The 14,039-nt window shown below is 42.7% G+C and carries 14 protein-coding genes; 4 read left to right on the forward strand and 10 right to left on the reverse strand.

Translation table 11 applies throughout. From position 1 onward, the window contains the following. The first annotated feature begins 35 nt into the window (after window positions 1–35). Window positions 36–1,439 carry a peptidylprolyl isomerase gene (locus PQ461_RS01025; RefSeq protein WP_274207759.1) on the forward strand — a complete coding sequence of 468 codons (1,404 nt, stop codon included), beginning with the start codon at window positions 36–38 and terminating at the stop codon, window positions 1,437–1,439. Window position 1,440: 1 nt separating this feature from the next. Beyond that, window positions 1,441–2,409 carry an AAA family ATPase gene (locus tag PQ461_RS01030; RefSeq protein ID WP_274207760.1) on the forward strand — a complete coding sequence of 323 codons (969 nt, stop codon included), beginning with the start codon at window positions 1,441–1,443 and terminating at the stop codon, window positions 2,407–2,409. Between the two features lie 71 nt (window positions 2,410–2,480). On the opposite strand, the gene PQ461_RS01035 is transcribed toward PQ461_RS01030, so the two are convergent. From PQ461_RS01035 to PQ461_RS01055, 5 genes are all read right to left on the reverse strand, one after another. Then, entirely contained in the window at window positions 2,481–3,356 is an 876-nt protein-coding gene (locus tag PQ461_RS01035) for a Cif family virulence factor (protein WP_274207761.1), read from the reverse strand. A gap of 420 nt (window positions 3,357–3,776) precedes the next feature. Beyond that, window positions 3,777–4,046: a UBP-type zinc finger domain-containing protein gene (locus PQ461_RS01040; protein WP_274207762.1), complete on the reverse strand. Its 270-nt coding sequence runs from the start codon at window positions 4,044–4,046 to the stop codon at window positions 3,777–3,779. A gap of 3 nt (window positions 4,047–4,049) precedes the next feature. After that, window positions 4,050–5,315, reverse strand: coding sequence for an NAD(P)/FAD-dependent oxidoreductase (locus PQ461_RS01045; RefSeq protein ID WP_274207763.1), 1,266 nt, complete (start codon window positions 5,313–5,315; stop codon window positions 4,050–4,052). A gap of 35 nt (window positions 5,316–5,350) precedes the next feature. After that, window positions 5,351–5,638 carry a hypothetical protein gene (locus tag PQ461_RS01050; protein WP_274207764.1) on the reverse strand — a complete coding sequence of 96 codons (288 nt, stop codon included), beginning with the start codon at window positions 5,636–5,638 and terminating at the stop codon, window positions 5,351–5,353. Between the two features lie 60 nt (window positions 5,639–5,698). Next, complete coding sequence (locus tag PQ461_RS01055; RefSeq protein ID WP_274207765.1) at window positions 5,699–6,517, reverse strand: alpha/beta fold hydrolase; 819 nt, start codon at window positions 6,515–6,517, stop codon at window positions 5,699–5,701. Window positions 6,518–6,935: 418 nt separating this feature from the next. Between PQ461_RS01055 and PQ461_RS01060 the strand changes: the two genes are divergently transcribed. Then, a complete protein-coding gene (locus PQ461_RS01060) occupies window positions 6,936–7,799 on the forward strand; it encodes a sigma-70 family RNA polymerase sigma factor (protein WP_274207766.1) in 864 nt (287 codons plus the stop codon). A gap of 48 nt (window positions 7,800–7,847) precedes the next feature. On the opposite strand, the gene PQ461_RS01065 is transcribed toward PQ461_RS01060, so the two are convergent. Beyond that, complete coding sequence (locus PQ461_RS01065; RefSeq protein WP_274207767.1) at window positions 7,848–8,192, reverse strand: TfoX/Sxy family protein; 345 nt, start codon at window positions 8,190–8,192, stop codon at window positions 7,848–7,850. A 151-nt stretch (window positions 8,193–8,343) separates the two neighbouring features. Here PQ461_RS01065 and PQ461_RS01070 point away from each other — a divergent pair, with 151 nt between their 5' ends. Then, a complete protein-coding gene (locus PQ461_RS01070; RefSeq protein WP_274207768.1) occupies window positions 8,344–9,567 on the forward strand; it encodes an alkaline phosphatase family protein in 1,224 nt (407 codons plus the stop codon). Here the strand turns inward: PQ461_RS01070 and PQ461_RS01075 are convergent. The 4 genes from PQ461_RS01075 to PQ461_RS01090 are packed head-to-tail and all read right to left on the reverse strand — an operon-like array spanning window position 9,564 to window position 14,036. Then, window positions 9,564–10,118 (reverse strand): histidine phosphatase family protein, encoded by a 555-nt coding sequence (locus tag PQ461_RS01075; protein ID WP_274207769.1) that lies wholly within the window; start codon window positions 10,116–10,118, stop codon window positions 9,564–9,566. The two genes, PQ461_RS01070 and PQ461_RS01075, sit on opposite strands and share 4 nt — an antisense overlap. 32 nt (window positions 10,119–10,150) lie before the next feature. Beyond that, window positions 10,151–10,738 (reverse strand): nucleotidyltransferase family protein, encoded by a 588-nt coding sequence (locus PQ461_RS01080; protein WP_274207770.1) that lies wholly within the window; start codon window positions 10,736–10,738, stop codon window positions 10,151–10,153. Between the two features lie 2 nt (window positions 10,739–10,740). Beyond that, window positions 10,741–11,871, reverse strand: a complete 1,131-nt coding sequence (locus PQ461_RS01085; RefSeq protein WP_274207771.1) for an XdhC family protein — start codon at window positions 11,869–11,871, stop codon at window positions 10,741–10,743. Between the two features lie 11 nt (window positions 11,872–11,882). After that, window positions 11,883–14,036, reverse strand: a complete 2,154-nt coding sequence (locus PQ461_RS01090) for a xanthine dehydrogenase family protein molybdopterin-binding subunit (protein ID WP_274207772.1) — start codon at window positions 14,034–14,036, stop codon at window positions 11,883–11,885. Window positions 14,037–14,039: the final 3 nt, after the last annotated feature.

Below are 14,039 nucleotides of genomic sequence, written 5' to 3' on the forward strand. Positions count from 1 at the left end.
TGCCGCAGGGTATCGTAAGGAATATTAAAAATTAGATGAGAAAATTCGGATTAGCCATTTTAGGCTTATTGCTGGTAATTTCAGTTTCAAAAGCGCAGCAACGCTCGGTTGACAAAATTGCCGGTGTTGTGGGCAGCAGCATCATTCTACAGTCAGACATTGAACAGCTTTATGCCCAATACCTGGCTCAGGGTGCAACATTACCACCAAACTTTAAATGTGAGATATTACAAAACCAGCTTACTCAGAAAATATTAGCTCAGCAGGCCGTTATCGATAGCGTTAGCGTAAAAGACGATGAGGTTGATGCCGAGCTTGATCGCCGTATGCGTTCAATGGTGCAACGTGCCGGTGGCGAGGAGCGCCTGGAGCAATTCTTAGGACGTTCTATTATCCAGTACAAAGACGAGATCCGCAACGAAATCCGCGAAAGCATGGTTGCCGATCGTATGCGCGGCAAGATCACTGAAAAGATCAGCGTTACCCCGCTTGATGTAAAAAACTATTACGACAAAATTCCTAAAGACAGCTTGCCATCCTTCAACAAAGAAGTTGAGGTGGGGGTGATCAGTTTTAACCCAACACTGAACAAGGAAGAGAAGGAAATGTCGAAAGAGAAAGCAGAAGAGCTACGTGCCCGTGTTAAAAAAGGAGAAGACTTTGCCACTTTGGCAAGGCTTTATTCGCAAGATCCTGGTTCTGCACCTCAAGGTGGCGACCTTGGTTTTAACGAACGTGGTACATTTGTAAAAGAATTTAGTGCAATGGCTTTCAGATTAAAGGCTGGTGAATTGTCTCCGGTATTTGAAACCGATTATGGTTTTCACTTTTTACAAGTGATTGAGCGCCGCGGTGAGCAGGTGCATGTGCGCCATATCCTGATTATGCCTCAAATTACCCAGGCAAGTGTTGACCGGGCTAAAATGAAGGCAGACAGCGTTTACGACCTGCTGACCAAGAATAAAAAGATTGATTTCTCAAGTGCGGCTGCCTATTACTCAGACGATAAGGATACCAAGTACAACGGCGGTATGATGCTTAACGCAGATAACGTACAAACCCGCTCTACTTACATACCAACGGATAAGCTTGATCCGCAGGTGGCGCTGGTAACTGATACCATGAAGGTAGGTGAAATTTCTAAACCTATACTGTATACTGCACAGGATGGCAAAAAAAGCTATCGTATATTTTTATTGAAATCTGTTACCGATGCGCATAAAGCTAACCTTGCGCAGGATTTTCCAAAAATTAAAGATGCCGCTTACAATGAAAAAGTAAACCGTACCGTGAGCGAGTGGTTTGAGAAAAAACGTAAGCAAACATTTATACGTGTTGACCCTGAATACCAGGGTTGCGCTATGGTGAAAAGGTGGATGGACAGCGCGCCTAAAGCAGTAGCTGCCACTACTACTACAACCGATACGCCAAAACAGTAATATGCATTCGTTATACCGGTCAGAAGTTGAGGCAGCCGACGCCTTAAAGCAAGTATATGATAAGGCCCGATCTGAAATTGCCAAAGTTATAGTTGGCCAGGAGGATGTGGTTAAGTCTGTACTTATTGCCGTGTTCAGCAATGGGCATTGCCTTTTGGTAGGTGTACCTGGCTTAGCAAAAACTTTACTGGTACAAACGGTAGCACGTGTACTCGATCTTAACTTTAACCGTATACAGTTTACGCCCGACCTGATGCCTTCGGACATTATAGGTTCTGAGGTACTGGGCGAAGACAGGAACTTTAAATTTATACACGGACCAGTATTTTCTAATATCATATTGGCTGACGAGATTAACCGTACGCCACCAAAAACGCAGGCTGCATTATTAGAAGCCATGCAGGAAAAAGCGGTTACAGCTTCGGGAGTTACTTATAAACTCGCACAGCCATTTTTTGTATTAGCTACCCAAAACCCTATTGAACAGGAAGGTACTTATCCACTGCCAGAGGCGCAGTTAGACCGTTTTATGTTTAACGTGTCGCTTACCTATCCAACATTTGCCGAAGAGTTACAGGTGGTAAAAAATACCACAGGTACTCAGGTAGCAGAATTGCATAAGGTACTGAATGCCGAACAGATTATTTATTTTCAGCAATTGGTTCGCAATATACCTGTAACCGATCATGTGCTTGAATATGCCGTTAAACTGGCTGCCAAAACGCGCCCGCAAGGCGAATTGGCTACGCCGCTGGTAAAGCGTTTATTAAATTGGGGTGCTGGCCCGCGTGCTTCGCAATTTCTTGTTTTAGGGGCTAAATGTCATGCCGTGATCAGCGGTAAATATTCGCCGGATGTTGAGGACGTACAGGCTGTAGCAAAAGCTATTTTAAGGCACCGTATTGTGCGCAGCTATCAGGCTGAGGCAGAAGGCTTGTCTGCCGATCAAATCATTGAACAGCTATTTTAAAATCAAAATATTCACAAAACAGAAAGGGCTGCCATTTGGCAGCCCTTTCTGTTTATATCTAAGAAAATCTATTATTCATTTTCAATTGCCGAGAATATCTCAAGCGTAATGTTCCAACGGTTTTTGGCATCACGCTCCCATATACGTACATAATTGTAATTGCTTACAATGTTCCCTTTTTTAATGCGTGCACGACCATAGCTGTAAGCAAGATCGCCACTGGTTGAGCGGCCTGCGTTCACTGTTTCTGCTGTAATGTTTATTCCTTCATTGTTAATAAACTTCATGGTACGGTCGATACCATTCATTGGCGGGAAACCAGGGAAATAAAATTTACCTTCAGGGGCAAAAAACTCTTTATAAGTTGCTAAAGTAGAAATGGTAAGTGTATGGTTAGCTGTTTTATCGGTATTTACGATAATACTTTTACCCATAAACGGATCTTTGCTGATGGTGGTCTTAGCATCCGGATCAGGATCTTTAATGTCCGTCATCGGATCCTGGTTAGCTTCAGGATGCTGAATGCCTAAATCAACCAACAATTTTAATTTATTGTCGGCATCAGTGCGCCAGATAGATACATAATCGCCATAAACCTTATCATCATCAGACTTGCCGTTTTGATAAACGTAAGGGCCGGCCGTAAAAGCCAGGTCGCCTGCGGCAGAAATACGAGCAACTTTTGGGGTCCATGATAATGTACCGGGCTGCTTGTCTATGTTGGTATAAAAGTCGTTTATTTTAACAGCCTCCGGCTTAAAAACAATGCCTTCAGGATCAGCAACGCTTAAAAAGCCTTCTTTAATACCTTTTCTGGCAACAAGTTTATTGAAGTTCTCTTCGGCGTCTATAACGGTTTGTACTTTTGCTTTGGATGGTGTTTGTGCCTGAGTGGCGAGTGCAGATGCTCCTAATATAAAAAGCAGCGATAGTTTTTTGAAGTTCATTTGTTCGATTGAAAGGTAAATATAGTGAATAGCAGAGCGTTTACTTATTTGCAATATTACAGAATAACTTAAATTATCATAAATTATTGTTGAAGAAGGACACTATCATCTACTATCACTATTAATGTATATATACAGGCTGATCTAAGCCTGTTTATATACAAAAGTAAAAGTATTTGGTTTTTGTTATTAGTCTAACAACTAATTTAGTACAATACCATAACACTTCAATTCTAAATTTAAGTGCCCGGCCTGCTACAGTGGGTATAAGCTAATTGTGTAAGGTAGTCATATAAAAGCACCCCATCGCTATGCTGACCGAATGAGGAAAAATCCAAAGAGAAGTTATTGCTAAAACGATAGGTATTCAAACCTCTCCCATTCGATCTTATTAAATGCTGCTTTGATTGGCATCGAGGCTTATTCCAGCTCGATGCCTATATCATCAATAAAGCAATAAGCCCATCTTTCGCCAGGCTCGGCAGAGGTAATTACAGGGTGATGCTTTTGCGCCGCATGTTTTGATGCATGGCGGTTAGGAGATGAATCACAGCATAGCACTACACCACAGGTTTGACAAACGCGCAGGTGCAACCAGTTACCACCGGTTTTAACACATTCTTCGCAATAATATTTATCTGCGGGTATCTCTTTAAATTCCTGCAGATGCTTACAAACAGATTGATCCATTATTTAATAATTTTCGTGTAAATATCGGTGTACAAATGTTACGGCCATGGCTCCTTCGCCAACAGCCGATGCTACTCTTTTTATAGAATTAAAACGCACGTCGCCCGCTGCAAAACAGCCTGCAACACTGGTTTCTAAAAATGCCGGGGTAAAGCTTTTATCCCAGCGTTGTGAAAACTGCGGCATAAAAAGGTCATTACCGGTAACCAGGTAACCTGCATCATCCCGCACAATAGCAGTATCTTTTGCCCAAATGGTATTAGGCTTTCCGCCTATGCAAACAAATACAAATTTAGTATCATAGTTGGATACCTGTTTAGTTACAGAATTTGAAATACTGATACCATCAAGCGTTCCGTTACCATGCAGTTGGGTGATAGCAGAATTATAAAGTACTTCAATTTTCTTTTTATCCTTTATTCGCGATAGCAGGTAATATGAAAGAGAATCTGACAGGTTACTGCCGCGGATGATCATGGTAACTTTTTTGGCATGCTTGCAAAAATTAAGCGCCGCCTGCCCGGCAGAGTTGCCGCCGCCAACTATAAAAACGTGCTGATTAGCACAAAGCAACGCTTCGCTTGCCCCTGCGCCGTAATAAATACCAAGGTTTAGAAAGTGATCTTCCTCGGGCAGGTTCAGTCGTGCATATTCAACTCCTGTTGCCGATATATTGGCTTTTGCAATAATCTTATTGCCATCTATCAGGTCTACGTGCAGTTTGCGGTCTATAAATTCTGCTTTAATACCCTTACGTATCAGTAAAATATCAGCGCCAAATTTAACCGCCTGGTTTTTTGCCCTTTCAGCAAGTTCTGACCCCGATATTCCATTAGGGAAACCGAGATAGTTTTCGATACGCGAACTGGTGCCTGCCTGGCCGCCAATAGCTTCGCGTTCTACTAACACTGTCCGCAATCCTTCTGATGCTGCATAAACGGCTGCGCTTAAACCGGCCGGTCCAGCGCCAAATATGGAAACATCATATTCGGTATATTTTGGTTTGGAGATCCATCCCAGCTTGCAGGCAATATTTTCAACCGTTGGGTTATACAAAAGGTCACCTTCAGGCAGCCTTACAACAGGTAGCTGCGCTTTGCTGCTTATCTGGCCGGGGATTAAAAGCTTCAGGCTATCGATAGTTTCGACAGGTATCCAGTCAAAACTTACCAGGCTGCGTTTTAAGAAATCCCTGATCACATAGGCAGAGGAAGAGTTCGGCGGCCCATAAACCATTAGCCTCTGGTCTGTCATTTTATTCTTTTCCATAACTGATCATACTTAACAAGGGCAATTGCTTTTTACTAATTAACCGTTTTATGAAAGTAAATCTCCGGTAACAGCAGTATGCCCTTTTCACCGGCATCTGTTTCAATAGTATGAATGTATTTGTAATTGTTAAAAAGCTGATCATATACCTGATCAATCAGTTTAACACTAAATGAATTTTTAGCAACGCGGCAATTGTTCTGAATACATAAAATAGCTTTGTCGTTATTCAAGGCAAAATCATAAATATAGCCTTCATTGTGCAATTGATTTAGCCGCTTGGTCAATAGCCGGTTAATCACATTGTTAGCGCTCTTTAGCATTACTGTCTTATTAGCAAAAAGGGCACCTTTGCAGGCGCCCTTTCAGTTTACTATCGATTATTACGATTGGATAAATGCCAATATATCTGCATTTATAGTAGCCGCCTCTGTTGTTGGCATACCATGAGGGAAACCTGGATATGAGATCAGTTTACCGTTTTTCAGCAGCTTTACAGCTTTAGGAGCTGATATTGCAAATGGCACGATCTGGTCATCTTCGCCATGCAGCACCAGTACCGGAAGGTCTACGCTTTTCAAATCCTCGGTAAAGTCTGTTTCAGAAAAAGCTTTGATACCGTCATGATGTGCAAGTATGCTACCCATCATGCCCTGGCGCCACCAGTTGTCGCGGATACCTTGTGATACCTTTGCGCCTTCGCGGTTATAGCCATAAAACGGAATGGTAAAGTCCTGAAAGTACTGCGGCCTGTTAAAAGCCGTTCCCTGGCGAATCTCGTCAAATACACTCATTGGAACGCCTTCTGGATTGTTTTCTGTTTGTAGCATTAATGGAGTAACTGCGCTGATCAGTACCGCTTTTGCAACACGGCCTTTACCATACTTAGCCACATAGCTGATCACCTCGCCGCCGCCGGTAGAGTGTCCTACGTGGATAGCATCCTGCAAACCTAAGTAATCGTAAAGTTCAGCAGCATCATTAACATAAGTTTCCATGTTATGGCCGGTAGCTGCTTGTGTTGATCTGCCGTGGCCCCGGCGGTCATGCGCAACTACTCTATAACCATGTTGTACAAAAAACATCATTTGTGCGTCCCAATCATCGCTTGATAACGGCCAGCCATGGTGGAATACAATTGGTTGTCCGGTGCCCCAATCTTTGTAATAAATCTCTGTTCCGTCTTTAACTGTGAATTTCATAATTGTAGTTTTAGTTTTTATGTAATTGTTGTTTGGCGGGTTTAGTACCACAAGTATGCCATGTATTCAATGTATTGAAAATCATGTAGTTATATTAAAGTTTTAAGTTTAATTATTACGGTATTTCGTGAATTCATGTTTTTGTACAGGCTGTTTTTCGTAAATGGGCATTTTGCTGCGGTTGTACTAAATCCATATAACCTATTTAATTAGAGGTAAAGTTAAAGTCTAACATCTTGACATTCAGGAGACATCATTTTTGTGCTTTTTGCGTACTTTTGTTCGTTAAAGATTTTCTAATCCTTTCTTCCGCAGGCATCAGCAATATGCTGTTATTTCTCAAAGAGAACTCTTCTGCTTACAGCGCTTATAAGGCATCTGAATCTTTAGCTTTCACATTTAAAAAATATATTTATAAATGAGGCAACTTAAAATTAGTGAGTCGATCACCAATCGTGAGACAGCGTCGTTGAATCAATATTTGTCAGACATTGCCAAGATTCCGATGGTTACTGCACAGGAAGAGGTGATCTTAGCTCAAAAGATACGGGAAGGTGATGAGGCAGCTTTGCAACGTTTAACAACTGCAAACCTGCGATTTGTGGTATCAGTAGCAAAGCAATATCAAAGTTCAGGCTTAACCCTGGGCGATCTGATTAACGAGGGCAATGTTGGCCTGGTTAAAGCTGCAAAACGCTTTGACGAGACTAAAGGCTTTAAATTTATATCGTATGCAGTATGGTGGATTCGCCAGTCTATCTTGGCTGCCATTGCCGAGCAATCGCGTATGGTGCGTTTACCTGCAAACCAGGTGGGCGAGCTATCTAAGATTGCTAAATCGTCATCAAGATTGGAGCAGGTGTATGAAAGACAACCTACTGCCGAAGAATTAGCAGAAGACCTTGAAACAACAGTTGATAAGGTAACTACTTCTCTGGCTAACTCGGGTAAGCACATTTCTTATGACAGCCCTTTTTCAAGCGAAGAAGATAATACGTTGCTTGATGTCTTAAAAAGCGTTGAGCCTGGAACTGATAAGGAAATGATGAACGAATCGCTTAGTGTTGACGTAGCCGACAGTATGAAAATACTCAGCGAAAAAGAAAAAGAAGTGGTTGAGCTGTTCTTCGGTTTAAAGAATCAGCATGCACATAGCCTTGAAGAAATTGGCGATAAGATACATTTGACACGCGAGCGTGTAAGGCAAATTAAAGACAGGGCTTTAGCCCGTTTGCGCGACAGCAGACGAACCCGGTCTTTAAGAGCATATTTAGGAGACTAAACTAAAAAACCGCCTCAGTATAAATTGAGGCGGTTTTTTTATTCGCTATTATTTCTTTTTACTTGCCTTTGCCCGCGGATTAAATGCAAGACATTGCTGCAGCCAGAAATCGAAATCCTCATTTTTGTTTAGCACAGCAGCATCTATATAACCGTAGCCTTTATATACCCTGCTTTTGCTTTGCATTGGGCGGAAGCCGGTCCTTTCAGCAAATTCGTCATGAAGCGCCGCGTCAAACCTTACCAGTATTTCATCTCCACTTACGCCAACACATAATTTGTTGTTAACCATAAAAGCCAGGCATTTGAACATCTCCTTTTGTATGATATGCAGTTCAGGATAGTTGGCCAGGTATTCTCTTACCCTGTTTATTAACTGCTGATTGTGGGCCATAACTTGCGCGATAAGCATGATAAATTTAAGAATTTATACATTGCGTTGCATAACAAGAGGTCATAGATTATAAGCACATCTTAACCTAAATTTTATTTATAAATAATAAACAAAGTTTAGTATTGCTGATAAAATACACTCTTATACTAACATGAAAAAATTACTGATATACATCTTTTTACTGATCGGCATACAGGCATCTGCACAAACACCAAAAGCGGTATTTGTTATAGCAGATGGTATCCCGGCCGATGTGATTGAACGTTTAAAATTACCGGGTATGCAGGCAATTATTAATGATGGTGCATATATCAGGATGCATGTTGGGGGAGATAAGGGAACTTATAACCAAACACCCACTATTTCGGCTGTGGGCTACAATAGTTTGCTTACTGGCACATGGGTAAACAAACATAATGTACCCGATAATGATATTAAGGATCCCAATTATAATTACCCAACCATCTTCAGGTTGTTTAAAGATCAATATCCGAACAAAAAGATTGCCGTGTTTTCGAGCTGGCAGGATAACCGCACTAAATTGGTAGGCGACAACCTGCCGCAAACCCGCAATTTAAAAGTTGACTATTATGCTGATGGCTTCGAGCTGGATACTGTAAATTTTAAACACGACAAAAAGCGCGATTTTATGCACCGCATAGATGAGCAAGTGGTTGATAAGGCAAGTGATGCTATAAAAACTAAAGCGCCGGATTTATCATGGGTATATTTAGAATACACTGACGATATGGGCCACATGCACGGCGATAGCCCCGAAATGGAGACTGCGGTTAAGTATCTCGATGCCCAACTTACAAAGCTTTATAATGCCATAAAATACAGGGAAGCACACACTAAAGAGAAATGGCTATTAGTAGTAACTACCGACCATGGCCGCGATGAACAGACCGGGAGGAACCACGGCGGACAAAGCGAACGTCAGCGTGATACCTGGATGATTACAAACTATAAGAACCTGAACAATTATGCAAGGCTGGGCAACCCGGCAATAGTTGATATTATGCCGACACTGGCTAATTATTTAAAAGTGAACATTCCGGAAAATGTAACACGGGAGGTAGACGGAACAAGCTTAATAGGCCCGGTGTCTGTAGCAGATGTAAAACTTAATTACATACAGGGCACCATCAGCGTAAGCTGGAAGCCCTTTAAGCCCGAAGGCAAAGTAAAAATATATGTTACGACCACTAACAATGTTAAAACTAGTGGAACGGACGAGTATAAACTATTACAGGAAGCAGATGTGAAAGATGGCCATGCCTTGATCAATGTGAAAGACATGCCATCCAAATTTTATAAAGTGGTATTACAAGCACCTTATAATACAGCAAACAGGTGGCTGGTTATCCCTTAAAATGCACAGTTTGCTGATGGTTTAATGCCTTGTGCTTCGGTAGTCAGATAACTTTTTTTACCCTTGAAGGTAACAATCCAAAGGCTGTCGAAATCGTCGCCTTTCCATTTAAGTTTATCTGTTTTTACACCAAGCGCATCAATAATATCAGGAATATTGCCGTGTTCCCAAACTACTATAACAGTGCCCGAACGTTTCAGTATGTTGGCTGCCAGTTGTTCTGTTTTTTCGACATCATATTTTGAGTTGACGGTGAGGTTATACTTCACCGCTAACGGCCATATGGTTTGCATCATGCGGCCGCTTTTGGTTGCCTTGCCTGTAGATGGCGATGGCACGTACACATAATCAGGTACACCAAACTTCGCAATAAGTACTGACGGTAATTTCATGGCACGGTTAAAGCCCTCGCATGATAAGTTATCACCTTCTGCCGGCTTCTCGGCATGGCGCAAAATGATCACCTTTAAAGGTTTTTGTGCGAAAGAAAACCCGGTTGCAAGTAAGACTAACAGGGTAACGGAAAGTATTTTAAAGATTATGGTTTTCATAGGTATAGAAAGTGCGATAGCATCAAAATTGTTTAGTTATACTGGCTGGTTAATTTTTTATAATCCTCTTCCGTGTCAATGTCAATATTGCCAAGCGCAAATGGAGCAGCTTCAACATCTGCCTGATGGGCAATCAAAAGTTTTTTTGCGCCTTCCTGCCCTTTTAGTTTTAACAGGTCATTAAAATATTGCTGTTTAAACAAGGCAGGCACCCCAAGTGTATTACTGTAATTGCAGGCTATAATGCCTTTCTCTGATGCTTTAGCCCTTTCAATAATGTGCTTTAATAATTCTGCGTTTACATGGGGTTGATCGCAAACCAAAAATAAAATTGCTGTTATTGAGGGCTGATTTTGCATCATGTGATTTACAGCCACATGGATAGATGATGCCATCCCAGTTGCCCAGTCGGGGTTGTTTAATACTGTAACATTATCTTCTGCAATTCCTGAACGGACAACATCACTATGAGCGCCCACCACGATATAAATATTATCCGCAACCGCTTTTGCAGCTGTTAAAACCTTATTTAATAAAGTTTCGCTCTTGTAGATCAGGTTTTGTTTTGGCCGACCTAACCTGGTAGAAGCTCCGGCTGCCAGTATCACAATAGCCGTCATACTTAGGCTGTAATGTTATCGCTTTCGCGCATATGCACAAACACCTTTCTTTTTAACGATAACCCATCGCGCTTGTTAATGACTGATTGTATTTCGGCAACAATAGCTAATGCAATTTCCTCTGCATTCTCCGAACCGATATCTAAACCCGCAGGCCCGTGTAATTGGGTGGGTATATTTTCTGACAATTCAGCAGATATTTCGTCAAGCATGCGCACTAACCTTTTCTTAGGCCCAAGTACGCCAATGTATGGAACATCAAGCGAAAGCAGATCGGCTAATAAAGCGCTGTCGTAATTATAGTTGTGCGTCATCAGCATAAACACTGTGCGCTTATCAACTGATAATTGGTCAACAACCTCATTAGGCCTTGCAACAAGCAAACGGTCGGCTAATGGAAACCGTTCGGTTGAGATATAGTTCGCCCTGCCATCTGCAATGGTGATCTGCCATCCTAAAACCTTTGCTATCTGCATCAGCGGAATAGCATCATTGCCAGCGCCCACTATAACTAAAGACAAGGCAGGTTGTAGCAGCTCTACAAAGCACTGATATTCACCATCGGTGAGGTAGCTTTTAGATGATGTTTCGTTTCCTGCTAATAATTGATCTGCTGTTGTTTTAATATCACTTTCTAAGTCTTTAACAGGGATAAATCCGTAAGCTACACCTTGTTGTTCTATCAGCATACAGGTGCCATGCTGCGGTGCATGCCTGTTAACTATGTTGAAAATAGTTATCAATACAACCGGCTCCCTTTTGTTAAGAAAAAGCTGGAATAGCTTAATGGGGTGATAATCATCGGCAGTATTAATAGGCTCGATAAGTACATGGATAATACCGTTGCATCCTAAGCCTACACCCAGTTTGGCATCGTCATCATCAGTAGTATCATAAGTAACCAGCATAGGCTGTTGCTGCATAATCACCAACCGTGCCTTTCTCAAAGTATCACCTTCCAGGCAACCGCCGCTGATGGCACCCGTTAACTGCCCATCTTCGGTAACCAGCATACGTGCCCCCGACCGCCTGTACGACGAGCCTTCCACATGCACCACCGTTGCCAAAGCCGCTTGCTTGTTCGCCAGCCGCGCCTGTTCAAAAGCCCTTACTATATCCTGCAGCTCTTTCAATGCTTTTTGGGTTAGATCAGTTTATCAGGTGTAATCGGAAGTTCCCTGATGCGTTTGCCGGTGGCATTATAAATGGCATTAGCCACCGCTGCCGACATGCCAATCAGTGCAATTTCGCCCATACCTTTCACACCCATCGGGTTCACAACATAATCGGGTTTGTTGACAAAAACGGTATCAATCTGCGGGATATCTGCATGTACAGGTACATGGTAACCAGCCAGGTCAGCATTTACATAACGACCGAAGCGGTGGTCTACCACAGCTTCTTCCATTAATGCCATACCAATGCCACCTATAGCACCGCCTACAATCTGGCTGCGTGCAGTTTTAGGACTGGCAATAGTTCCCGAATCTGCAACCGAAGCCACATTTACTACCCTCACTACGCCTGTAAGCGGGTTTACTTTCACCTTTATAAAATGTACAGAATAAGAGTAGCTCGAGTATTTGCGCGAATCTGAACTGGCAGACGACGTAATGGTCACATCGAGTTTGTCGAGGCCTTTATCTTTTAAAATTTTTGTATAATCAGGATGATCGGTACCACCATTGCCTGCAACCTGCTGAAATTTCTCTTTCAACGCCCTGCAGGCATCATGCACAGCCGAACCCACGGTAGCCGTAATAGAAGAACCACCCTGTGTTGGTGATGGCGGCAGGGAGGAATCGCCAAGTTCAAACTTAATTTTTGATGATGGGATGCCGAAGGTATCTGAAGCAATAGCCGTCATGGCGGTGCCGGTACCTACGCCTATATCTGTTACGGCGGTTTGCAATAACAACATGCCATTGGACTGCATAGTAGCTTTAACCGTTGCCTGACCACGGAATGCGCCAAAAACACCGGATGCCATACCGTAACCTACCAGCCAGCCATCTTCTTTAAGGCTGCCCGGTTTTGATGGACGGTCTTTCCATCCAATTTTATCAGCACCTAACTGATAAGCTTCTTTCAGGTATTTAGTGCTGAATGGTTTATTGGTTTCAGGATCGGTATCCGCATGGTTACGAATGCGCAATTCGATAGGATCCATGTTTAGCTTGTAAGCCATCTCATCAACCGCTGATTCCAATGCGAAAGCACCGGTTGCTTCTCCGGGCCCACGCATCCACGTTGGCGTATTCATGTCAACAGCTACAATTTTATAAACCGTGCTTACGTTGGGGCAGGCATACATAAAACGCGACATGTTTACGCTGCCTTCGGTAAATTCTTCAAAGCTTGAAGTTTGTCCTGTGGCCTCGTGTATCAATGCGGTTAGTTTACCATCGTTAGTAGCGCCCATCGTAATTTTTTGCCAGGTATAAGGGCGGTAACCTACCGAGTTAAATTGCAATTCGCGGGTAAGCACCAGTTTTAAAGGGCGCTTTACCACTTTAGCTGCCATTACTGCGGCAATCTCATGCGGCCAGGTGCGCAAGGCATTGCCAAATGCACCACCTACAAACTTGGTAGTTACCTGCACATTTTCCTTCGGTATACTAAATGCCTGTGCGATGTTGTTTTGTGTAGACTTTACCCCCTGCGTTTTTGCAAAAACTTCAACTTTATCGTCTGCTGTCCAGTTGGCAATAATGGCGTGCAGCTCCATTGGGTTATGCACTTCAATCGGAACAATGTATTCTTCTTCCAGCGTTACTGCCGAATTTTTCCAATCGTCCGGATTGCCGCGCTTATAATCTTCAGATCTATGAGGCTTAAAAGCCTTATCCATATTTTTGGCAGCATCGGTATCAAAAGCTTCCTGGCTATAGGTAGCTTTAATCAGTGATGCCGCAAATGTTGCCCTTTCAAAGGTATCGGCAATCACCATAGCTATGGGCTGCCCGTTATATTTAATCGTATTGTCAACAAACAATCGAAGCGGTCCGCTGCCATTGGCTGGCTTAGAAGGGTCTTTGCCTGTTTGATAGCCCGGCACTTTGGGTGCATTGAGATAAGTAATTATCTGTACTACACCCGGGGCACGTTCGGCCGGTTTGGTATCAATCGCCTTTATGGTGCCTTTGGTTATATTACTTACAGCAAATACCGCATACACCATGTTTGGCATATTGTATTCTGCCGAATATTTTGCAGCCCCGGTTACTTTTAACCGGCCGTCTACACGGCTGATCCCTTCTGTAAAAGGTGCTCTGTTTAAGGATTCTTGTGTTTTCATAGA

Origin of the sequence: Mucilaginibacter sp. KACC 22063, assembly GCF_028736115.1 — a bacterium.
Lineage (GTDB): Bacteria > Bacteroidota > Bacteroidia > Sphingobacteriales > Sphingobacteriaceae > Mucilaginibacter.

Excerpts from the sequence above, each read along its gene's own strand:
- PQ461_RS01025 (WP_274207759.1), top strand. The coding sequence starts at position 36 with ATGAGAAAATTCGGATTAGCCATTTTAGGCTTATTGCTGGTAATTTCA.
- PQ461_RS01030 (WP_274207760.1), top strand. The coding sequence starts at position 1,441 with ATGCATTCGTTATACCGGTCAGAAGTTGAGGCAGCCGACGCCTTAAAG.
- PQ461_RS01035 (WP_274207761.1), bottom strand. The coding sequence starts at position 3,356 with ATGAACTTCAAAAAACTATCGCTGCTTTTTATATTAGGAGCATCTGCA.
- PQ461_RS01040 (WP_274207762.1), bottom strand. The coding sequence starts at position 4,046 with ATGGATCAATCTGTTTGTAAGCATCTGCAGGAATTTAAAGAGATACCC.
- PQ461_RS01045 (WP_274207763.1), bottom strand. The coding sequence starts at position 5,315 with ATGGAAAAGAATAAAATGACAGACCAGAGGCTAATGGTTTATGGGCCG.
- PQ461_RS01050 (WP_274207764.1), bottom strand. The coding sequence starts at position 5,638 with ATGCTAAAGAGCGCTAACAATGTGATTAACCGGCTATTGACCAAGCGG.
- PQ461_RS01055 (WP_274207765.1), bottom strand. The coding sequence starts at position 6,517 with ATGAAATTCACAGTTAAAGACGGAACAGAGATTTATTACAAAGATTGG.
- PQ461_RS01060 (WP_274207766.1), top strand. The coding sequence starts at position 6,936 with ATGAGGCAACTTAAAATTAGTGAGTCGATCACCAATCGTGAGACAGCG.
- PQ461_RS01065 (WP_274207767.1), bottom strand. The coding sequence starts at position 8,192 with ATGGCCCACAATCAGCAGTTAATAAACAGGGTAAGAGAATACCTGGCC.
- PQ461_RS01070 (WP_274207768.1), top strand. The coding sequence starts at position 8,344 with ATGAAAAAATTACTGATATACATCTTTTTACTGATCGGCATACAGGCA.
- PQ461_RS01075 (WP_274207769.1), bottom strand. The coding sequence starts at position 10,118 with ATGAAAACCATAATCTTTAAAATACTTTCCGTTACCCTGTTAGTCTTA.
- PQ461_RS01080 (WP_274207770.1), bottom strand. The coding sequence starts at position 10,738 with ATGACGGCTATTGTGATACTGGCAGCCGGAGCTTCTACCAGGTTAGGT.
- PQ461_RS01090 (WP_274207772.1), bottom strand. The coding sequence starts at position 14,036 with ATGAAAACACAAGAATCCTTAAACAGAGCACCTTTTACAGAAGGGATC.